This is a genomic window from Burkholderia sp. Bp9031 (assembly GCF_003857965.1).
GTDB lineage: Bacteria > Pseudomonadota > Gammaproteobacteria > Burkholderiales > Burkholderiaceae > Burkholderia > Burkholderia ambifaria_A.
Genome location: NZ_QTPW01000010.1, coordinates 106,910 through 127,863, shown reverse-complemented (window position 1 = coordinate 127,863; position 20,954 = coordinate 106,910). Strand labels below are relative to the sequence as shown.

General features: G+C 64.2%; 15 protein-coding genes. 9 read left to right on the top strand and 6 right to left on the bottom strand.

Annotated elements, in window-relative coordinates:
- Positions 1-59 precede the first annotated feature (59 nt).
- The 8 genes from DIE15_RS15855 (at position 60) to DIE15_RS15815 (ending at position 12,576) form a co-directional block, all read left to right on the top strand.
- Positions 60-2,753 (top strand): fimbria/pilus outer membrane usher protein, encoded by a 2,694-nt coding sequence (locus DIE15_RS15855; protein ID WP_124833762.1) that lies wholly within the window; start codon positions 60-62, stop codon positions 2,751-2,753.
- 64 nt (positions 2,754-2,817) lie between these two features.
- Positions 2,818-3,846, top strand: a complete 1,029-nt coding sequence (locus tag DIE15_RS15850; RefSeq protein ID WP_175825866.1) for a fimbrial protein — start codon at positions 2,818-2,820, stop codon at positions 3,844-3,846.
- A 247-nt stretch (positions 3,847-4,093) separates the two neighbouring features.
- Positions 4,094-4,636 carry a fimbrial protein gene (locus tag DIE15_RS15845; protein WP_057924614.1) on the top strand — a complete coding sequence of 181 codons (543 nt, stop codon included), beginning with the start codon at positions 4,094-4,096 and terminating at the stop codon, positions 4,634-4,636.
- 468 nt (positions 4,637-5,104) lie between these two features.
- A complete protein-coding gene (locus DIE15_RS15840) occupies positions 5,105-7,990 on the top strand; it encodes an autotransporter outer membrane beta-barrel domain-containing protein (protein WP_124833760.1) in 2,886 nt (961 codons plus the stop codon).
- A gap of 261 nt (positions 7,991-8,251) precedes the next feature.
- Complete coding sequence (locus DIE15_RS15830; protein ID WP_057924616.1) at positions 8,252-9,397, top strand: homoserine O-acetyltransferase; 1,146 nt, start codon at positions 8,252-8,254, stop codon at positions 9,395-9,397.
- A complete protein-coding gene (gene metW / locus DIE15_RS15825; RefSeq protein ID WP_057924617.1) occupies positions 9,394-10,002 on the top strand; it encodes a methionine biosynthesis protein MetW in 609 nt (202 codons plus the stop codon). Before DIE15_RS15830 ends, metW begins: the two co-directional genes overlap by 4 nt.
- Positions 10,003-10,118: 116 nt before the next feature.
- The gene (locus DIE15_RS15820) at positions 10,119-11,540 is read left to right on the top strand and encodes an AmpG family muropeptide MFS transporter (protein ID WP_057924618.1); all 1,422 of its coding nucleotides are present in this window, start codon (positions 10,119-10,121) and stop codon (positions 11,538-11,540) included.
- Complete coding sequence (locus DIE15_RS15815) at positions 11,530-12,576, top strand: M48 family metallopeptidase (RefSeq protein ID WP_057924823.1); 1,047 nt, start codon at positions 11,530-11,532, stop codon at positions 12,574-12,576. Before DIE15_RS15820 ends, DIE15_RS15815 begins: the two co-directional genes overlap by 11 nt.
- 52 nt (positions 12,577-12,628) lie before the next feature.
- On the opposite strand, the gene DIE15_RS15810 is transcribed toward DIE15_RS15815, so the two are convergent.
- Positions 12,629-13,573 (bottom strand): AraC family transcriptional regulator, encoded by a 945-nt coding sequence (locus DIE15_RS15810; protein WP_124833759.1) that lies wholly within the window; start codon positions 13,571-13,573, stop codon positions 12,629-12,631.
- A gap of 228 nt (positions 13,574-13,801) precedes the next feature.
- On the opposite strand from DIE15_RS15810, the gene DIE15_RS15805 reads away from it, so the two are divergent.
- Positions 13,802-14,854, top strand: coding sequence for an NAD(P)-dependent alcohol dehydrogenase (locus DIE15_RS15805; protein ID WP_124833758.1), 1,053 nt, complete (start codon positions 13,802-13,804; stop codon positions 14,852-14,854).
- A gap of 612 nt (positions 14,855-15,466) precedes the next feature.
- Here DIE15_RS15805 and DIE15_RS15795 read toward each other — a convergent pair.
- From DIE15_RS15795 to gatB, 5 genes are all read right to left on the bottom strand, one after another.
- Positions 15,467-15,961: a hypothetical protein gene (locus DIE15_RS15795; RefSeq protein WP_124833757.1), complete on the bottom strand. Its 495-nt coding sequence runs from the start codon at positions 15,959-15,961 to the stop codon at positions 15,467-15,469.
- A 141-nt stretch (positions 15,962-16,102) separates the two neighbouring features.
- On the bottom strand, positions 16,103-17,113 hold the full coding sequence (locus tag DIE15_RS15790) for a DUF6402 family protein (RefSeq protein WP_244104870.1): 1,011 nt from the start codon (positions 17,111-17,113) through the stop codon (positions 16,103-16,105).
- Between the two features lie 583 nt (positions 17,114-17,696).
- On the bottom strand, positions 17,697-18,470 hold the full coding sequence (locus DIE15_RS15785; protein ID WP_057924622.1) for an exodeoxyribonuclease III: 774 nt from the start codon (positions 18,468-18,470) through the stop codon (positions 17,697-17,699).
- A gap of 49 nt (positions 18,471-18,519) precedes the next feature.
- Positions 18,520-19,359, bottom strand: a complete 840-nt coding sequence (locus DIE15_RS15780; RefSeq protein WP_057924623.1) for a polyphosphate kinase 2 family protein — start codon at positions 19,357-19,359, stop codon at positions 18,520-18,522.
- Between the two features lie 118 nt (positions 19,360-19,477).
- Entirely contained in the window at positions 19,478-20,953 is a 1,476-nt protein-coding gene (gene gatB / locus DIE15_RS15775; RefSeq protein WP_124833810.1) for an Asp-tRNA(Asn)/Glu-tRNA(Gln) amidotransferase subunit GatB, read from the bottom strand.
- Position 20,954: the final 1 nt, after the last annotated feature.

Sequence of the window (20,954 nt, the reverse complement as noted above, 5' to 3'; positions counted from 1 at the left end):
GCCGGCGCTAGCAGACTGTCGCTCGCAATATGACGATGCGGCATTAATTTATCGAATTCATGCGAGCGAATCATCAAAATCAACCGCTGGAAGCCACCGCACGTTTTGCGCTCAAGCCGAGCTATCTGCTCGTCATGGCGACGCTCGGCGGCTGGGCGGCCGGTGCGCAGGCTGCCGACACGACGGCCGCCTCGGCGGGCCGTTTCGACGTCGCGCAGGTTCAGTTCAACGATACGTTGATGATGAAACCGCGCGGCCAGCGGCTCGACCTCGATCGCTTCGCGAAAGGCAATCCGGTGCCTGCCGGCGACTACCTGGTCGACCTCTACGTCAACGAAACGTGGACCGGCCGCTCGACGGTGCGCTTCGACGCAACGGCAGGCGCGACCGACGCGACGCCGTGCTTCGATCGCACGCTCGTGAGCCGCCTCAACCTCGACGACCAGGCGCTGACCGACGTCGCGCGTGCCGAGCTGGCGCGCGTGCAGGCCGGCGAATGCACAACTGTCGACAAACTGGTGGGCGGCGCGACGGTCGAATTCGACATGTCCGAGCTGCGGCTGAACGTGAGCATTCCGCAGGCCGCGTTGCTGCGCAATCCGCGCGGCTACGTGAGTCCGGAACTGTGGGACAGCGGCGTGACGAGCGCGACGCTCAAGTACAACGCCAACGTGTTCCGCAACACGTCGTCGGGATACGAAAGCATGCAGGGATACGTCGGGTTGAATGCCGGCGTCAACGTCGCGAACTGGCATTTCCGGCACAACGGCACCTACACCGCACAAACGCAGGGCGACAACCGCTACCAAAGCCTCAACACGTACGTTCAACGCGACCTGCCGGCTTGGCGCAGCCAGTTGAAGATCGGCGAGACCTACACCGACGGCACGCTGTTCGACAGCGTGGGCATGCGCGGCGTCACGCTCGAGACGGACGACCGGATGCTGCCCGATTCGATGCGCGGTTACGCACCCGTGGTCCGCGGCATCGCAACGAGCAACGCGCACGTCTCGGTTTCGCAGAACGGCGCGGTGCTGTACGAAACCAACGTCGCGCCGGGGCCGTTCGAGATCAACGACCTGTACGCAACCGGCTACGGCGGCAACCTGCTCGTCACGGTCACCGAGGCCGACGGCAAGACGCACAGCTTCACGGTGCCGTATGCGGCCGTCGTGCAATCGCTGCGTCCGGGCATCTCGCGGTTCGGCGTCGCGCTCGGGCAGTTGCGCGAGCCGCAGCTCGAACGCCATCCGAATTTCGCGCAGGCCACTTATCAGCGCGGCATCAACAACCTGATAACGGGCTACGTCGGCGCGATCGTCGCGGAGAACTACCTGGCCGGGCTGGTCGGTGCGGCACTCAATACGTCGTTCGGCGCGTTCGCCACCGACGTCACGCATGCGAGCGCGCGTATTCCGGGCGCCTCCGCAACGACCGGGCAAAGCGTTCGCGTCAGCTACAGCAAGTCCGTCGAGGCGACCGGCACGAACGTCGCGGTCGCCGCGTATCGTTACTCGTCGCGCGGCTACTGGACCATGCGCGACGCGATGTATGCCCGCGAGCTCGCGGCCAAGGGCAACGATACAAACAGCGTCTACCGGCAACGCAACCAGGTCCAGCTGACGCTCAATCAGACGCTCGGCGAAAAGCGCGGCAGCCTGTTCGCGGTGGGCTCGACGGTCAACTACTGGAATCACCCCGGCACGACGACGCAGTTCCAGCTTGGCTACAACAACAGCCTGCGCGTCGCCGGCCTCAACCTGAGCTACAACCTGTCGGTCTCGCGGCAACGCGACGGCTCCACCGGCCAACTGAGCAACCAGGTGTACGCGAACGTAACGGTTCCGCTCGGCCGACGCTCGTATGCACCGACGCTGAGCGCGAGCGTCGCACGCAACAGCCAGGGCGGCACGACCGCCCAGACGTCGCTGACCGGCACCGTCGGAAAGTCCAATGCGTTCTCGTACGGCGTCAACGTCAATTCCGGCGGCGGCGCGACGTCCGGCGGCGGCAATGCGCAGTATCGCAGCCCGTTCGCAACGTTCTCCGGCAGCGCGACCGGCGGCAGCGGCTACTCGAGCGTGTCCGCCGGCGTATCGGGCGCATTCGTCGGTCACGCGGGCGGCATCACGCTCACCAACGATCTCGGCGACACCGCCGCGATCGTCGAGGCGAAAGACGCCGTCGGCGCGCAAGTCACGAACGGCACGGACGTGCGGATTGACGGGCGCGGCTACGCGGTGCTCCCGTATCTGACGCCGTACAAGATGAACACCGTCGAACTGGATCCGAAGGGCATCCCGACCGACGTCGAAATGCTGACGACCAGCCAGCAGGTCGCGCCACGTGCGAATTCGGTCGTGAAGCTCAAGTTCGGGACGGTCAGCGGTCGCGCGGTCCTGCTGACGATGCGCCAGCCTGATGGCTCGCCGGTACCGTTCGGCAGCGCCGTCATCGACGCAGGCGGCAAGACCATCGGGATGGCGGGACAGGGCGGCAAGTTGTTCGCCCGCGGCCTGAGCGACACCGGCACCCTGACGGCGAAATGGGGCAATCGCAAGACCGAAGTCTGCTCCTTCAGTTACCAACTGCCTGTCAAGCACAGCAAGAGCGACGTGTACACACGTGTCGAATCGACATGCGACAACGCTGCAGCGTCGCATAACGCCGCCGCAACCGATGCACGGGAAGAGACCGATGATTCGATCGATACCGTTGGCGCGAAGCTTCCTCCCGGCAACGGTTCGCACTAGGAAACTCGGCATTCCCCGAATGCCTGTCCAGGCGGAATGTCACCCAATGCAAAACGGAAAGACCATGCTCAAGTATCTGCTGATTACCACGCTCTGTATCGCTGGCTCGATGTATTCAGTCGCCAGTCAAGCGCAAATTCCAAGATGCTATAACGACGAAACTGGTGCCGATTATCAGCGCAGCTTCTCTTTCGGCACTGTCCTTGTCCCGAGCGACGTACCTGACGGCACGGTTTTGGCGACAACGACCCTGACGATGCCATATCGATGCGACGCGAATACTACTTCGCCCTATGGATATTCGTTTTACTTCATGAACAATCAGCGGCCCACCGGCATTCCCGGCGTTTCGTATGTTCTGACCAGCTTGCCCGCGCCGGAATCCCTGGGGCTGCGCTTCACCAATCTCGAGACCGGAGAGGTCATGATGGTCTATAACGGCGCAACGCAGGATTGGGCACCGCCTCATACAACAACGAAACCGATTGAAGGCCGATACCGAATCAAGATCGAACTGATCAAGGCCAGCGATCGCATATACAACGCGGTCATCCCCAACGGCACCGTCGGCATATGGCAGATAGGCGCACAGAACCGGGCTCGTCCCACGTACGGATACAAGTATCAGATCTATTGGAATGAAGCCGGCAAAGGAAAGCTGGTCATCATGCCGAAGACCTGCACCGTCACCACGCCGGATATCAGGTTTCCATTGCCACCGGTGGCCGCGAGCAAGCTCGGTACAGTGGGCATGACCGCGGGCGATACCGGATTCAACATCGGATTGAATTGCAAGTCCGGATCGAACGTCTACGTGACGCTGACTGATTTGACGAACCAGGGCAATACGGGAAATCAACTGACGCTCACGCCGGATTCGTCGGCGCAAGGCGTGAAGCTGCGCATTTTGAGAAATGGACAGCCCGTCGGCTACGGTCCGGATTCGGCCGCCATCGGCAACACGAATCAATGGTATGTCGGCCCGTCCGCAACGCTTAGCAACATTCCGCTGACCGCGCAATATATCGCGACCGGCAAGGTGTCCAGTGGAACGGTGAAGGGGGTCGCTACATTCACGATGAGTTACCAGTAGTCGCAGCACGCCGAACGGCACAGTAATTCGGTAGTACCGGTCGCCGGGTAGCGCGGAGCGACCGATACTCACTGACGGCCATCGCCCGATCGATGGTCGAACGACCTTCCATTTTGCAGTCCTTATAGATGCATCGGAAGGTTGGCTTTCGGACCAAGTCGGATGTTGTTCGTACGACCTGTCATGGCAGGTGAGCGACCTGATGACGAAGTCCATTTTTTTCTCAACCAGTACCAGAGGATTTGATATGAAGCTCGCACTCTCCAGCATCGCAGCACTCGCCGTCGTTGCCGCAGCAACCCTGCCCACCGTGGCGCACGCCACCGACGGCACGATCACCATCAACGGCCAGATCGGTACGCAGACCTGCACGATCAACGGCAACGGCACGGGCGGCAAGGACTTCACCGTCGCACTGCCGAAGGTGTCGACGTCGTCGCTCGCCAGCGGCGGCTCGACGGCCGGCCGCACGCCGTTCAAGATCGGCCTGACGAACTGCTCGCCGGCAACCGGCAACGTCTACACGCACTTCGAACCGGGCACCACGGTCAACTCGACCACCGGCCAGTTGTTCAACGCAACGGGCACCGCGAAGAATGTCGAAGTCGGCCTGCTCAACGGCGACACGAGCAACATCGGCGTAGGCAAGGCCGATGAAAATTCGAAGACGGTCGCACTGTCGAACGGCGCTGCAGAGCTGCCGTATTACGCTCAGTACGTCGCGACGGGCGGCCCGGCAGGCCAAGGCACGGTGAACACCTCGGTGATGTACTCGATCATGTATCAGTAAAGTCCGAGAGCCGGCGCGCGTCCCGTGCGCCGGATCGTCACAGGGGCGCGGGGGCGCGCGCCCCTTCCCCGGCATCTTCGGCGAACCAACGCGCCATCGATCCGCATGCCGACGGCATTGTCGTTCGACCAGTCGGCACTGCACCTCGCCTCTTTCAGGATCCCCTTACCAACCAGGCCGGAAACGCTCACGCCGAGTGACTCGCAATGGGTCAAAGACACACCCCAACGCCCGCAATCATTCAGACAGTCGGTTCCGAAGCACTATCGCGCCTCACGTGTCCTCCATGCCGCCCGTCGGTCTCTTCCGAAAATTCGAACTCGTCCAATATCCAAAATCACTCAACAAAACTACTTTTCACCTGTTCAAGACAAAAAAGGTGATCCGGTGAACCGCAGTTATTTCCTCTCGTCCCGAGCGCGCGTCCGACTATATGTCGCACATTCGGCCCTGCTCGCTGGCGCGGCGATGTCGTCGCCGTCAACCGCACAAGTCACGGGCGGCGGCCCGCAACGAGCCGACGGCATCGAACTCGAAGTTGCGCCGGGTGAATATTCGACGCACAAGTCCGGCGAAGCCGTGCTGTCCGCAATCAACGGCGGCATCCTGACGACCAACAGCCGGACCCGCGTCTTTTCGACCGGCAACGGCGCGGCGGGTGCCGCCGCGTGGGGCAGCCAGTCGCGCGTCGTCCTCCGCGATACCGAAATCCGGACCCGCGGCAGCTCCAGCGCCGGCATCGACCTTCGTAACGGCGGTAACGCATCCGCGGAGCGCGTGTCCATCGATACCGACGGCGACTATTCGCATGGCGCGTCCGTCGACGGCGACAATGCGCGCCTCACGCTGTCCGACAGCGTGATCGTGACGCGCGGCAAGGAAGCGCATGGCATCACGGCGATCCTGGCGCCGGGCGGCACCATCGACGTGTCCGACACGCTGATCCGTACCAGCGGCCTGTTCGGCGTCGGCCTGTCCATCAGTTACGGCGGCGTCCGGGCAACACTGACCCGCACCGATATCCGTACGGATGGCGACTATGCGTCGGTGCTGTATCTACCGAGCGCTTCCACAGTTGCATTCAGCGACTCGCACCTGGAAACCGCCGGCGACTACGCGCTCGGCGTGGACACGCGCGAGGGCAGCGTCGAGCTCGCGCGCACGCGCGTCATCACGCACGGCAACAGCGCGCACGGGCTTTATGCATCGAAGGAGTACACCGATACGCCGGCCGTCGATGCAACCGATACGTTCGTGACCACCACCGGCACGCGCGCGATCGGCGCGATCGCCCGCCTCGGCGGCAAGATCTCGATGACGCGCGGCGGCATCACGACGAGCGGCGAACGCGCGCGCGGCGTGATGTCGGCCGGTACGGACTCCGTCGCATCGCTCGTCGATACAAGCGTCGAAACCCACGGCAAGGAAGCCGTCGCGCTTTATTCGAGCGTCGGCGGCACGATCGACCTCGTGCGGACCAGCGCGCGCGCAACCGGCGACGGCGCCCATGCAGCGGCCGTCTACGGCGGCACGCTGACGATCGATGACGGCTCGCTGGTCAGCGAACGCCACGGCGCGATCGACGCATCCGACGCGATCATCTCACTGAAGAACGGCACCCGCGCCATCGGCGGCAACGGCACGCTGCTATCCGTCCATGCGGCGTCAGGCGCACCCGTGCTCCTGACGCTCGACACCGGTTCCCGTGCCGACGGCGACATCATCAACCAGCCGACCGACGACGGCAGCCCGACGGATGCCGTGACGAACGTCACGCTCGCCAATGCGTCCGCGTGGACCGGCGCGACCGACGTGGTCCGCTCGCTGTCGCTGGACACGAACAGCCGCTGGACCGTCACCGCCGATTCGACGGTCGGCTCCGTCGCGCTGAACGATTCGACGATCGCGTTCGCCGCACCCGCGGCCCGTGGCACGCCGACACAGCGCACACTCGTCGTGACGGGCGACTATGCGGCCCGCAACGGCCGGCTGGTTCTCCATACGACGCTGCAGGACGACGCGTCGCCCACCGACCGCCTCGTGATCGACGGCGGCCACGCGTCGGGCGACACCGGCATCGTCGTCAAGCGTTCGGGTGGCGACGGCGCGCCAACGACCGTCGGCATCCCGATCGTCGAAACGCGCAATGGCGGCACGACCGACGCGTCGGCCTTCACGCTCGATGCAGCATCGGACGGCTACCGGCAAGGCTTCGGCACATTGTCTGCCGGCGGCTACGACTACATGCTCAAGCGCGGCGGCCAGGGCGGCCGCGAGGACGACTGGTATCTCGTCTCCGCGGCAAAACCCGTTCCGCCGGAACCGCCGCAGCCACCCGGCCCCGTCGATCCCGATCCGCCGATCAGCCCGGAAATCAATCCGCCCCCTCGCACTGCCGCCCCGGAGCCGGATGCGTATCTCGCGAACGCCGATGCGGCGTCGACGATGGCAATCCACACGCTGCATCAGCGCGACGATCGCTCGCTGCGCACCGAAGCAGCCGGCCCGCTCGACGGCGCGGTCTGGCTGCGCGCCGAGGGCCAGATGACGTCGATGTCGGGCAGCAACCGCAGCGTGTCGGGCAACGGCCGCCTGATTCATGCGGGCGCCGACCTGCTCCGCTTCGACGACGGTCGCGGCGGCAGTATCCGCGCCGGCGCGATGGGCATGTACGGCAGTCAGACGAACTGGTCGACGCGCCCCCTGTGGAACGCGATCGAGCACCGCGTGATGAACGCCACCGCTCGCGGCAGCGTCTCCGGCTACAACGTCGGGCTGTATGGCACGTGGTACGGCAACCGCGACATCCTGACCGGCCCCTATGTCGACGCATGGTTCATGTACGGTGCCTATGCGAACAGCGTCGGCGGCAGCCTCGCAGCCGATTCGTACCGGTCACGCACCGTCACGGGCTCGCTGGAAACCGGCTATTCGTTCGGGTTCTATGAACGCGGCGACACACGATTCTTCGTCGAGCCCGAAGCGCAGCTCGTCGTATCCGACTATCGCGCGGATGCACACGGCACGGCCGGCGGCCGTGTCGACGGCCAGGGCTCCACCGACGTGCTCACCCGCCTGGGCGTGCGTGTGCATGGCATAACCGCGATGCCGCATGGACGCGAACTTCGGCCGTTCATCGAAGCAAACTGGTGGCACGGCCCCGGCTCGCGCTCGCTGATGCTCGATCGCAATGCGTTCTCGTTCAGCGTGCCGCGCGACCGGGTTGCCGTCCGGATCGGCGCGACCGGGCAGTTGAGCCGGCAATTCTCGATTTCGGCGAGCCTCGGCGTGGAAGGCAATCTGTCCGACTATTCGGTCGTCCGGGGGCAACTCTCGGCAAAATATCGCTGGTAAGCCGCACCGACCGCCGGCGGGGCGTGAAATCCGCACCCTGCGGAATTCCGCTATACTCCTCCGACTGCCGCCTCCTTGGCGGCAGGTCGGAAGCGCGCCGATTTGCTGACTCGATTGCGGGCGCGCGAACCGGCCGGGGCCTTGATATGTCTTTGTCCCGGCGGGTTCACTACAAATGCGGCTAAAGAGGTCGTCAGCCGCGCATCTCCGACTCCGCGCATCGCCGACACCATTTAGCTGCCCAGTCATAAGGCGGAACGAATGGAATCGATCGGCATCGTCGCTCCACAGACCATGCACTTCGCCGAACCGCTGCGCTTGCAAAGCGGCAGCGTGATCGGCAACTATCAGCTCGTCGTCGAGACGTACGGCGAGCTCAACGCCGCGCGCTCGAACGCGGTGCTCGTCTGCCACGCGCTCAACGCATCGCACCACGTCGCCGGCATCTACGCGGACGATCCGCGCAGCACCGGCTGGTGGGACAACATGGTCGGCCCCGGCAAACCGCTCGACACCAACCGCTTCTTCGTGATCGGCGTGAACAACCTCGGCTCGTGCTTCGGCTCGACCGGCCCGATGAGCGCCGACCCGTCAACGGGCAAGCCGTACGGCGCGCGTTTTCCGGTCGTCACCGTCGAGGACTGGGTGCACGCGCAGGCGCGTGTCGCCGACGCGTTCGGCATCGAGCGTTTCGCCGCGGTGATGGGCGGCAGCCTCGGCGGAATGCAGGCGCTCGCGTGGAGCCTGATGTATCCGGAGCGCGTCGCGCACTGCATCGACATCGCGTCCACACCGAAGCTGTCCGCGCAGAACATCGCGTTCAACGAGGTCGCGCGCTCGGCGATCCTGTCCGATCCCGATTTCCACGGCGGCGACTACTACGCGCACGGCGTGAAACCGAAGCGCGGCCTGCGCGTCGCGCGGATGATCGGCCACATCACGTACCTGTCCGACGACGACATGGCCGAGAAATTCGGCCGTGCGCTGCGCCGCGCGGACGGCGCGCTCGACGCGTACAACTTCAGCTTCGACGTCGAGTTCGAGGTCGAGTCATACCTGCGCTACCAGGGCGACAAGTTCGCCGACTACTTCGACGCGAACACGTACCTGCTGATTACGCGTGCGCTCGACTACTTCGATCCGGCCAAGGCGTTCGACGGCAACCTGAGCGCCGCACTCGCGCGCACGCAGGCGAAATACCTGATCGCGAGCTTCTCGACCGACTGGCGTTTCGCGCCGGCGCGTTCCCGCGAGATCGTGAAGGCACTGCTCGACAACAAGCGCACGGTCAGCTACGCGGAGATCGACGCGCCGCACGGCCACGACGCGTTCCTGCTCGACGACGCGCGCTATCACAACCTGCTCCGCGCGTATTACGAACGAATCGCCATCGAGGTGGGTGCATGAACCAGCAAGCGCTGAATTCCCTGTCCGCACGCGCGGACTTTCGCGCGATCGCCCGCTGGGTCGAACCGCGCGCAACCGTGCTCGACCTCGGCTGCGGCGACGGCTCGCTGCTGTCGCTGCTGTCGGAAGAGCTGGACGTGTCCGGCTACGGGATCGAACTGAACGACGCAGGCGTGCTCGCGAGCACGAAGAACGGGATCAACGTGATCCAGCAGAACCTCGAGGACGGCCTGCGCCTGTTCGAGGACCACAGCTTCGATTTCGCGATCCTGTCGCAAACGCTGCAGACGATCCACCAGACGGCCGCGATCCTGCGCGAAACCGCGCGGGTCGGGCGCGAGTGCATCGTGTCGTTCCCGAACTTCGGCTACTGGGCGCACCGGCTGTCGGTGCTGCGCGGCCGGATGCCGGTGTCGAAGTCGCTGCCGTACCAGTGGCACAACACGCCGAACGTGCGGGTGCTGACGATCAAGGATTTCGAGGCGCTCGCGCCGGAAGTCGGCGTCACAATCCTCGACCGCATCGTGCTGCACGAAGGCCAGCCGATTCGATGGGGAGCGAACTGGCGTGGTAGTCTTGCTGTCTACCGCGTCAAGCGCAGCTGAGCCGGGGAGCCGTTGACGGACGCCGACGGTCTGCACGCACGTGCGGCCGCGCCCCTGCGCTACCCGCGCCGCCTGCGCTGCCGCCGCAATCAGTCAACGCTACCCAGTTCCAGTCCATGTCCAAAACGCCACACGAGGCGCCCGCGCTCACCGCTCACGAGGATCACCCCGGCTGGCGAGCCTATCTGAACACGCACATGCTGATCTGCGTGTTCCTGGGGTTCACGTCGGGTCTGCCCCTGTTCACGCTCGTCTACCTCGTGCAGGCATGGCTGCGCTCCGAGGGCGTGAACCTGAAGGAAATCGGCCTGTTCGCGCTGATCCAGTTCCCGTATACGTGGAAGTTCCTGTGGGCGCCGCTGATGGACCGCTACATCCCGCGCCTGCCCGGCTGGCGGCCGGGCCGCCGGCGCGGCTGGCTGCTGCTCACGCAGATACTGGTCGCGGGCGCGATCGCCGCGCTCGGCTTCGTGTCGCCGCGCGACTCGATCTGGACGGTCGCCGCGCTCACGACGCTCGTCGCGTTCTTCGGCGCGAGCGCCGACATCGTGATCGACGCGTACCGCCGCGAGCTGCTGCGCGACACCGAGCAGGGCCTCGGCAACGCGGTGCACGTGAACGCGTACAAGCTCGCCGCGCTGATCCCCGGCTCGCTGGCGCTGATCCTGTCCGACCACATGCCGTGGGACGCCGTGTTCGCGCTCACCGGCGCGTTCATGCTGCCGGGCATCCTGATGACGCTCGTCGTGCGCGAGCCCGAAGTGGTCGGTGCGCCGCCGCGCAACCTGCGCGACGCGATCGTGCTGCCGTTCCGCGAATTCATCCAGCGCGACGGCTGGGCCGGCGCGCTGCTCGTCATCGCGTTCATCTTCCTGTTCAAGATCGGCGACACGATGGCCACCACGCTGTCGACGTCGTTCTTCCTCGACATCGGCTTCACGCGTACCGAGATCGGCATCGTCGCGAAAACCACCGCGCTCGTCGCGAGCGTCGCCGGCGGCATCATCGGTGGCGTCTGGCTCGTGAAGATCGGGATCGGCCGCGGGCTGTGGATCTTCGGCGCGCTGCAAATGGTGTCGACGCTCGGCTTCGCGTGGCTCGCGCAGCTCGGCCCCGGCTCGCCCGTGCTTGCCGTGCTGTACGACTTCACGGTATCGACGAGCCATGCGATCGCGTCGGCGCTGTCGGTGTTCGGCATCGCCGTCACGCCGCAGTTCAGCCCGATGACGGTCGCGCTCGCGATCGTCTACGGCACCGAAACCTTCACCACCGGCCTGACGATGGCCGCGTTCGTCGCGTACATCGCAAGCACGACCGACCCGCGCTACACGGCCACGCAGTTCGCGCTGTTCACGAGCCTCGCGTCCGTGCCGCGCACGCTCGCGTCGGCGGCGAGCGGCTTCATCGTCGCGAAGATCGGCTGGTTCGACTACTTCATCGTGTGCACCGCGCTCGCGATTCCCGGCATGCTGCTGCTGTTCAAGATCGCGCCGTGGAACGGTGTCGCGCGCAACGGCGAGGCCAGCCGTGCGCAATGATCGATTGCATCGCGTCGCACGCGTTGCCGCCGCGCTGAGCGTCGGCATCGCGACGCTCGGCGCGGCGGGAAGCGCGCATGCCGCCGACGCCAGTGCGACCGCGGCCGGCTCCGCACCCGCCACCGTGCCGGCTGCGCCGTCCACGCCGGCGGCCCCGGTTCCGCCGTCCGCCGCCGAAGCCGCGCAGCCGACCGGCGCGGCAGTACCCGCGAAAGCCTATACACCGACGCCGCAGCAGGTCCGCTACGGCAACGCGATCGCGTTCCGCACGCTGATCCCGTCGCCGCTGCTCGAACAGCTCACCGCGAGCGAATACGCGCAGATCGTGCAGGCCGCCGCCGACAGCGACCGCCTGCTGCCCGCGAACCAGCCGCGCGTGAAACGCCTGCGCGCGATCGTGATGAAGCTCGCGCCGTATTCGGTGAAGTGGAACGATCGCGTGAAGAACTGGGCGTGGGACGTCAACGCGATCCGCTCGCGTGACATCCGCGTCACCTGCCTGCCGGGCGGCAAGGTGCTCGTATACGGCGGCCTGCTCGATCGCGTCCGCCTGAACGATGACGAGTTCGGCGTGCTGCTCGCGCATGGCATCGCGCATGCGCTGCGCGAACACGCGCGCAGCAATTTCAGCGCGACGTCGCAAACGTCGCTGCGCGCGGCCGCGCTGCCGCCGCTGTTCGGCGTCGGCGATCCGCTGCCGCAGGCGCTGAACCTCGGCGCACGCCTGCAGACGCTGCGCTACGACCCGACCGACGAAACCGAAGCCGACGTGATCGGCGGCGACATCGCCGCCCGCGCGGGCTTCGATCCGCGCGCGGCGATCACGCTGTGGGACAAGCTCGCGGCCGCGACGCGCGCGAACAAGACGTCGGGCTTCATCTACATGCACCCGTACGGCGCGACGCGGCGGCAGGATCTGCTGAACCGCCTGCCGGACCTGATGCCGCTGTATGCGAAGGCGATTGGCAAACGGGTCGACACGCTCCCGGACTACGCCGGCATCAGCGCGCAGCGGCGCAAGGTCGTGCGGCGCTGAGCACCGCAGCCCGCGGCTTTCTCATCGGACCTGGCCGGAGCGTGATGCGGCGCTACGCGCCGACGTCCGATTCGACCGGTCGGCTGCCGCTCTCGCGCATCCAGCGCACTTCGTCACCGGGGCTGCGGCCGAATAGCCGCTTGAACTCGCGGCTGAACTGCGACGCGCTCGCATAGCCGACTCGCGCGGCGGCAGCACCCGCGCCGACGCCGTCCTGCACCATCATCAATCGTGCCTGGTGCAGCCGCGCGGTCTTGACATACTGCATCGGCGACGTCGCCGTCACGTGCTTGAACTGGGCGTGGAACACCGCGAGGCTCATCCCGGCTTCGCGCGCGAGCGTTTCGACATCGAGATCGGCCTTCAGGTCCGCATGGATGCGCCGCAGCGCCTTCGCGACGCGGCCGAAATGATGCTGCTGGACGAGCGCCGCGCGAATTGCGTCGCCCTGCGCGCCCGTCAGTACGCGGTACGCGATCTCGCGCATGATCGCCGGCCCGAGCACGCACGTGTCGTGCGGCGACGCGAGCGCTTCGAGCAGCCGCACCACCGCGTCGGCGAGCGGCGCATCGAGCGACGTCGAATAGACGCCGTGCGGCTCACTGACCGCCGCGCCGAGTGTCTCGTCGAGCAGGATCGCGAGTTCGGCGATCACCGCGAGATCGACGCGGATCGAGATCGCGAGAAACGGCTCGTCCATGCTCGCGAAGGTCTCGCATTCGAACGGCAGCGGCACCGACAGCACGAGATATTGCTGCGCGTCGTAGACGAACGAGCGGTCGCCGAGATAGCCGAGCTTGCGGCCCTGGCATACGACGATGATGCTCGGCTCGTACAGCACCGGCATGCGCGGCACGGGACGGCTCACGCGGATGAAACGCACGCCGTCGAGCGCCGCCAGCGTATCGCCGTCGTTCGGTGCGAGGCGCGAATGCAGCTCGATCATGCGGCGCCGCACACGCTCGCCCGAGTCGTCGAAAAGGGGCTGGAAGCTCATCGGCGTCGTCCTGTCCGGCAAGAGAATCTGGCTCGCAATGTAGCACCTTGAAAGCGTTTTGACGGCCGTTCGCGCGAAATTCGAGAGGAATAGGCAAATCTTCGAGACCTTCGTGTATTTCGCCGACGCGGCGCGCTCCTTACGATGGGCACCTGTCTCGCCGCGTCGCCACATGGTGCGGCGGCAGTCTGATTTGCCGGATGTTTTTCCCGGACAAGGAGCCCCTGCATGAGCACAACTTACGCTTACGCGGCGACCGACGCGCACTCGCCGCTCGCCCCGTTCGAATTCCAGCGCCGCGCGCTGCGCGAACTCGACGTCCAGATCGAGGTCCTCTACTGCGGCGTCTGCCACTCGGACCTGCACCAGGCCCGCAACGAATGGCGCAACACGATCTACCCGGTCGTGCCGGGCCATGAAATCGTCGGCCGCGTGACCGCGACCGGCTCGCAGGTATCGCGCTTCAAGGTCGGCGAGCTGGTCGGCGTCGGCTGTCTCGTCGATTCGTGCCGCACCTGCCCGAGCTGCGCGGAAGGCCTCGAGCAGTATTGCGAGAACGGCTTCGTCGGCACCTACAACGGCCAGGATCGCGTGACGGGCGAGCTCACGTACGGCGGCTATTCGACGCAACTCGTCGTCGACGAGGCGTTCGTGCTGCGCGTGCCGGACACGCTCGACCCGGCCGGCGCCGCGCCGCTGCTGTGCGCGGGGATCACGACCTACTCGCCGCTGCGGCAGTGGAACGTCGGTCCCGGCAAGAAGGTCGGCATCGTCGGTCTCGGCGGCCTCGGCCACATGGGCGTGAAGCTGGCGCGCGCGATGGGTGCGCACGTCGTGCTGTTCACGACGTCGCCGTCGAAGATCGAGGACGGCAAGCGGCTCGGCGCGCACGAAGTGGTGATCTCGAAGGACGAAGCGCAGATGAACGCGCACCTGAACAGCTTCGACTTCATCCTGAACACGGTCGCCGCGCAGCACGACCTGAACCCGTTTCTGAACCTGCTGAAGCGCGACGGCACGATGACGCTCGTCGGCGCGCCGGAGCACGACCATCCGTCGCCGCAGGTGTTCAACCTGATCTTCAAGCGCCGCCGCCTCGCGGGCTCGCTGATCGGCGGGATCGCGGAGACGCAGGAAATGCTCGACTTCTGCGCGGAGCACGGCATCACGTCGGATATCGAAACGATTCCGATGCAGCAGATCAATGCCGCTTACGAGCGCATGCTGAAGAGCGACGTGAAGTACCGGTTCGTGGTGGACATGGCGTCGCTCAAGCACTGAGCAACGATTCGGCGTTTCAGTCAGCCGGTCGGATGATGTCGTGAAATGGCGGCACGGACGCGAATCGCGTCACGTGCCGCCGCATGTGATCACGCCAGCCTGTGAAATAACGGGCATGTAGCGGTTGTTACAAACGTGGGCGCGCGGCAAGTAGTCTGTCCCATCTTGAAGGTGGCAGCGTTATTTCATCGTCGCCATCATCCGAATCTCCCCTCGAGAAGTAAGCAGAACGACCGTTTATGGACCACTCAATCTCCGGGCTCGATGTAGTGAACGTACGTTGGGCGAGCAACTTTCTACTCTTTGCGTCGAATAACCGTCCTACGTACTTGGAACTCCCCCCAGGCACCCATTTCAGCAAGCATCGCTCTGCAATGTAAAGGCCATCCAAAGAGGCTGAACTCTGGCACCCGGTTCCATCCGGCGTGCTGTTGAAGAGACTCGCGTAACACATGTAGATGGCGGCCAATATCACGGCCGCCTTGCCGATCTTCGTCGCTCTAGCACGTGACGCCTCTTGCCACGTGCGCCACTTGATTGCCGTGAAGGCGATAGTCATCAATGCGGCAGATGCGCCGAACAGCGCCGCGAGCGGCTCACCGAAATCAATTATCACGGCGACACCTCAAAGTGCATACGCGGACGCCCAGCCAAGACCCTGTCCCACATCGAAAGTGGAAACGTGATGAATGTGGACTCGTCACCTCCGCGGGAGAACGACATACTGTTGTCGAACCACGAGATTTCAGGAGTCGGCGTGCTAAAGGTGCGCTGTACCGCCAGTTTCCCGCTGCCCGCGTCAAATATCCTCCCGACGTACGTCGAACTCCCGCCAGGAACCCATTTCAGCAGGCACAGCTCCGCCATATAGCGGCCGTCTGACGATGCTGAACTCCGGCATCCGGTTCCATTCGGCGTGCTGTTGAAGAAGCCGACATAGCACATGTAGATAGCAACCGATATCGCGGCCACCTTGCCGATCTTCGTCGCTCTCGCACGTGACACCTCTTGCCACGTGCGCCACTTGATTGCCACGACGGTGATGGCAATCAATGCGACAGATGCGCCGAACAGCGCCGCGAGCGGCTCACCGAAATCAACCATCATGACGACACCTCGATCGGCGTGCGAGTGGGACAACCAATGGTGTCATCCGCCGTTCAATTGATTTTCGCCGCTTCTCCATGTTGCAAGGATGTTCTTCCGCTGTATCAGACTTCGGCAGCGTGATGGTCTTGGCTGATCGAATCATAGATAGATCTTGATACTCGGATTGACAGGAACATAACGACAATCAGAGTAGATGATGAAATCCCCACCTCGTTGATGCTTGATCGCCCACTGTCGAAAATCGGCGTTGTGCACCGGATAGTAGACGTTTCCCTTCGTCGCAGGATTTCCAAGCATGACGGCGGATTTGACATACGGGATCTGGGCCGCGAACGTATCGAGCGGCACGACGATGACGCCGTTACTGCTCCAGTGGCCCAAGTATTGCGAACGGTCGCCGGGTTTGTCGGTGAATGTGTAGTTATCTTTCACGTATACCCAAATGCCGGTTACCTCGACCACGGTCCGGCGCCATTCGACATCCCAGGAGAACTGTGCACGACCAAGGGCGGCGTAGATGACGAACGAACCGAGTGCACCGGTGAGATCGTCAGGAGCACCACTACGCTCCCACTCCGCTGTCAGCAATAGATTTATCTTCTGCCCGAACGTCCCATCGACTGCGACATACTGAAATTGAAAATTGCGATGCAAGGTCACGGGATTGCTTTTGCAAATGTCTCCGGTGAAGAGATCAATCACCTGGTCCTTGTGCGTCGCGAGCATCTTGGTGAGCTCACCGATTCCCTGAGGTGATCGAATGGCTTCGCGGATCAGATAGTCATATTTCTCCTTGGCACGAGGAAAGCGGAACACCCAATCCAGCTTTATCGTCGTCGTATCGTACATATCAGGCGGATAGGGCTTGCCGTCCTGATTGATCTCCGCCCCTTCGTCGGCGTCGACCTGCGAATAGTTGAGCCGTCCGGCAAACCATCGCTCCATCAACTCGGCCGAGTTCGGCAAAAAGATCTTGCGCATCGCCCGCGGAATTTCCTGAATATCGAACGGCGGGACAGTCGACTCCTTTTCCTGTTTCTTGACCGGTGCAGGCTTGTGTTCCTTCGGCGGATCAGGTGTGTTCAGCCATTTCTTGAAGCGCGAAATTCCCTCGGCCGCGGCCAACAGCCCATCGAAGGTATTGTTCACGCGATCCTTGTGAGTCAACCGCCGGGGGCGCGGCTTCGGGGGCTCGGGCTTCTTCGGCGGCTCTGGCAATGGTGGTGGCGCCTTGCCCATTGACAACGTCGCATCACGAACAATTTCGCAACCATCCTTGCCTTCGCATCGCGTCCATATCCAGAAGATCTTGTTGATCTCTGTAATACGACAGCTTCATCATCGCGCTCCCATTCCGTCCCCGTCGTTCGACATGAAGCGCGGGCTCGCACAATCACGCCCGCCCACATGACTGGTCATTGGTGATTCGCACCTTCAGCCCGCACACGCCATTTCGACAGACAGTCTTCCGAAAACGCGCACACGCGAAAATAGGAGGAGTACGAAAATTTGATGAAATGTACGCCAAGCGCCTGAAGTAACTTCGTGGTGCATGGGAGAAATGCCCGCCGAACGGCCGCATGTGATGAAGCACCCGTGTCCGGCGAACCGAGACGACTGCAACTGGGCAAGATGCCGCCCGCGAGTCAATATGAAGTTTCCCCCGATACACCGGGGCAAGCTGCGATCGGACACATACCGCGCCGCCGCGCACGATGCACGGCGGAAAACATCACTTCTTGTAGTCGTAATCGACCGTCAGCGGCGCGTGATCGCTGAACTTGATGTCCTTGAAGATCGACGTGCTTTTCGCGGTGCCGGCCACGCCCGGCGTCGCGATCTGGTAATCGATCCGCCACCCGACGTTCTTCGCGTACGCCTGGCCGCGATTGCTCCACCACGTGTACTGCTCGGCGCGCGGGTCGAGCGTGCGGAACACGTCGACGTAGCCGACGTCGTCGAACAGCTGCGTGAGCCACGCGCGCTCTTCCGGCAGGCAGCCCGAATTCTTCTGGTTGCTCTTCCAGTTCTTGATGTCGATTTCCTTGTGGACGATGTTCACGTCGCCGCACAGGATCACTTCGCGCTTCTTCTTCAGCTCGGCGAGGTGCGGCATGAATTCGTCCATGAAGCGGTACTTCGCCTGCTGGCGCTCCTCGCCGCTCGAGCCGGACGGCACGTACACCGACACGACCGACAGCTTGCCGTAGCGCGCCTCGACGTAGCGCCCCTCGGCATCGAATTCGCTGCTGCCGAAGCCGATGATCACGTCATCGGGCTCGTGGCGGCTGTACACGCCCGCGCCGCTGTAGCCCTTCTTCTCGGCGTGGTGGAAATAGCTCCTGAAGCCGTGCGGCTCGACGAATTCGGCCGGCAGGTCGTCGGCCGACACCTTGATTTCCTGCACGCACACGCAATCGGCGTTCTGTTCGCCGAGCCATTCGAAGAAGCCCTTCTTCGCGGCAGAGCGGATGCCGTTCAGGTTGGCGGTAATCACTCGCATCATGTCGGGTTCCGTTGTTCAGTTCAGTTCGATGTTTTTGCAGGATCGCGGCCTAGCGGATCTTCACGCCTTCGAGCTCCGGCTTCGGCGGCGGGAATTCGAGCTTCATGTCGGTCATCGTGCGCAGCAGCAGCTCGGCGATCATCACGTTGCGATGGGTTTTCGAGTTCGCCGGGATCACGTACCACGGTGCATGCTCGGCCGACGTCGCGGCGAGCGCGTCGCGGTACGCCGACTGGTACGCATCCCAGTGCTTGCGCGCGTCGAGATCGGAGATGTCGAACTTCCAGTGCTTGGTCGGATCGTCGATGCGCGCCTGCAGCCGCTCGCGCTGCTCGTCCTTCGAGATGTGCAGGAAGCACTTGACGATCGTCGTGCCGTTCTCCGCGAGCATCGTCTCGAAATCGCGGATCTGCCGGTAGCGGCGCTCGCATTCCTTGCTGTCGATTGCATCGAGCACGCGCGGCACGAGCACGTCCTCGTAATGGCTACGATTGAAGATCGCGAGCTCCCCCGCTGCCGGAACCTGCGCATGCACGCGCCACAGAAAGTCGTGCGCGGCCTCGATCGGCGTCGGCGCCTTGAACGGCACGATGCGCAGGCCGAGCGGATCGACGTCGCGAAACACCGCGCGCACGGTACCGTCCTTGCCGCTGGTGTCCATCCCCTGCAGCACGAGCAGCACGCGCTTCTTCTGCTGCGTGTGCAGGCGCTCCTGCTGCACGTCGAGCTCGGTCGACACGGCGGTGAGCCGTTCGCGGTCGGCGTCCTTCGACCCCGACGAGAACGGCTTCGCGGCCGGGTCGAACGCATCGAGCTTGAATGCGGCAGCTTCCTTCTCGCGCGTGCTGTACGGCACGCGGAAATCGTCGAGCGACGGTTGTTTCGCCATTCGTTCCTCCATTGGACGCTGTGGTGCATACGATAACGCATCCACCAAACGCAACGGGCCGCCCCGAACTGGTTCGGAGCGGCCCGTCGTCAAGCGCGGATCAGGCGCGCGCTCATGCTCAGCCGAGCTTCTTCTTCAGCAGTTCGTTGACCTGCTGCGGGTTGGCCTTGCCCTTGGTCGCCTTCATCGCCTGGCCGATCAGCGCGTTGAACGCCTTTTCCTTGCCCGCGCGGAATTCCTCGACCGACTTCGCGTTGGCCGCGAGCACTTCGTCGATGATCGCTTCCAGCGCGCCGGTGTCGGAGATCTGCTTCAGGCCCTTCGCGTCGATGATGCGGTCGGCCGCGGCTTCGTCGGTCGCCTTCTCGTCCCAGATCGTCGCGAAGATTTCCTTCGCGATCTTGTTCGAGATCGTGCCGTCGGCGATGCGCTGCAGCACCAGCGCGAGCTGTGCGGCCGACACCGGAATCGCGTCGATCTCGATGCCGTCGCGGTTCAGTTGCGACGACACGTCGCCCATCAGCCAGTTCGCGGCGATCTTCGCGTTCGCGGCACCCGCCTTCGCAACCACCGATTCGAAGTACGCGGCCATCGCCTTGCTCGACGTCAGCACGCCGGCGTCGTACGCGGACACGCCATATTGCTCGACGAAGCGCTGCTGCATCGCGGCCGGCAGCTCGGGCATCCCGGCCTGCACGCGTTCGACCCAGTCCTGGCCGATCACGAGCGGCATCAGGTCGGGGTCGGGGAAATAGCGGTAATCGTGCGCGTCTTCCTTGCTGCGCATCGAACGCGTCTCGCGCTTGTCCGGATCGTAGAGGCGCGTTTCCTGCACGACTTCGCCGCCGTCCTCGATCAGTTCGATCTGGCGGTGCACTTCGTAGTTGATCGCTTCCTCGAGGAACCGGAACGAGTTCAGGTTCTTGATTTCCGCACGCGTACCGAACTTCTCCTGGCCGACCGGGCGCACCGACACGTTCGCATCGCAGCGGAACGAGCCTTCCTGCATGTTGCCGTCGCAGATGCCGAGCCACACGACGAGCCCGTGCAGCGCCTTCGCGTAGGCGACGGCCTCGGCCGCGCTGCGCATTTCCGGCTCGGTGACGATCTCGAGCAGCGGCGTGCCCGCGCGGTTCAGGTCGATCCCCGTCATCCCGGCGAAGTCTTCGTGCAGCGACTTGCCGGCGTCCTCTTCGAGGTGCGCGCGGGTCAGGTTGACCGTCTTCTCGTACGCTTCCTTGCCGGCCTTTTCATTGGCGGGCACCTGGATCGTGATCTGGCCGCCCTGCACGACCGGAATCTCGTACTGGCTGATCTGATAGCCCTTCGGCAGATCGGGGTAGAAATAATTCTTGCGCGCGAAGATGCTGCGCGGCGCGATGGTCGAGCCGATCGCGAGGCCGAAGCGGATCGCGCGTTCGACCGCGCCGCGGTTCAGCACCGGCAGCACGCCCGGCAGCGCCAGGTCGACCGGGCAGGCCTGCGTGTTCGGCTCGGCGCCGAACTGCGTCGACGCGCCGGAGAAAATCTTCGAGACGGTCGACAGTTGCGCGTGCGTCTCGAGACCGATGACGACTTCCCATTGAGTAGCCATA

Bases quoted from the DNA above. Each gene is read 5' to 3' on its own strand.
- DIE15_RS15795 (WP_124833757.1), bottom strand. From the start codon at position 15,961: ATGATGGTTGATTTCGGTGAGCCGCTCGCGGCGCTGTTCGGCGCATCT.
- metW (WP_057924617.1), top strand. From the start codon at position 9,394: ATGAACCAGCAAGCGCTGAATTCCCTGTCCGCACGCGCGGACTTTCGC.
- gatB (WP_124833810.1), bottom strand. From the start codon at position 20,953: ATGGCTACTCAATGGGAAGTCGTCATCGGTCTCGAGACGCACGCGCAA.
- DIE15_RS15845 (WP_057924614.1), top strand. From the start codon at position 4,094: ATGAAGCTCGCACTCTCCAGCATCGCAGCACTCGCCGTCGTTGCCGCA.
- DIE15_RS15850 (WP_175825866.1), top strand. From the start codon at position 2,818: ATGCTCAAGTATCTGCTGATTACCACGCTCTGTATCGCTGGCTCGATG.
- DIE15_RS15820 (WP_057924618.1), top strand. From the start codon at position 10,119: ATGTCCAAAACGCCACACGAGGCGCCCGCGCTCACCGCTCACGAGGAT.
- DIE15_RS15810 (WP_124833759.1), bottom strand. From the start codon at position 13,573: ATGAGCTTCCAGCCCCTTTTCGACGACTCGGGCGAGCGTGTGCGGCGC.
- DIE15_RS15780 (WP_057924623.1), bottom strand. From the start codon at position 19,359: ATGGCGAAACAACCGTCGCTCGACGATTTCCGCGTGCCGTACAGCACG.
- DIE15_RS15855 (WP_124833762.1), top strand. From the start codon at position 60: ATGCGAGCGAATCATCAAAATCAACCGCTGGAAGCCACCGCACGTTTT.
- DIE15_RS15840 (WP_124833760.1), top strand. From the start codon at position 5,105: ATGTCGTCGCCGTCAACCGCACAAGTCACGGGCGGCGGCCCGCAACGA.
- DIE15_RS15785 (WP_057924622.1), bottom strand. From the start codon at position 18,470: ATGATGCGAGTGATTACCGCCAACCTGAACGGCATCCGCTCTGCCGCG.
- DIE15_RS15805 (WP_124833758.1), top strand. From the start codon at position 13,802: ATGAGCACAACTTACGCTTACGCGGCGACCGACGCGCACTCGCCGCTC.
- DIE15_RS15830 (WP_057924616.1), top strand. From the start codon at position 8,252: ATGGAATCGATCGGCATCGTCGCTCCACAGACCATGCACTTCGCCGAA.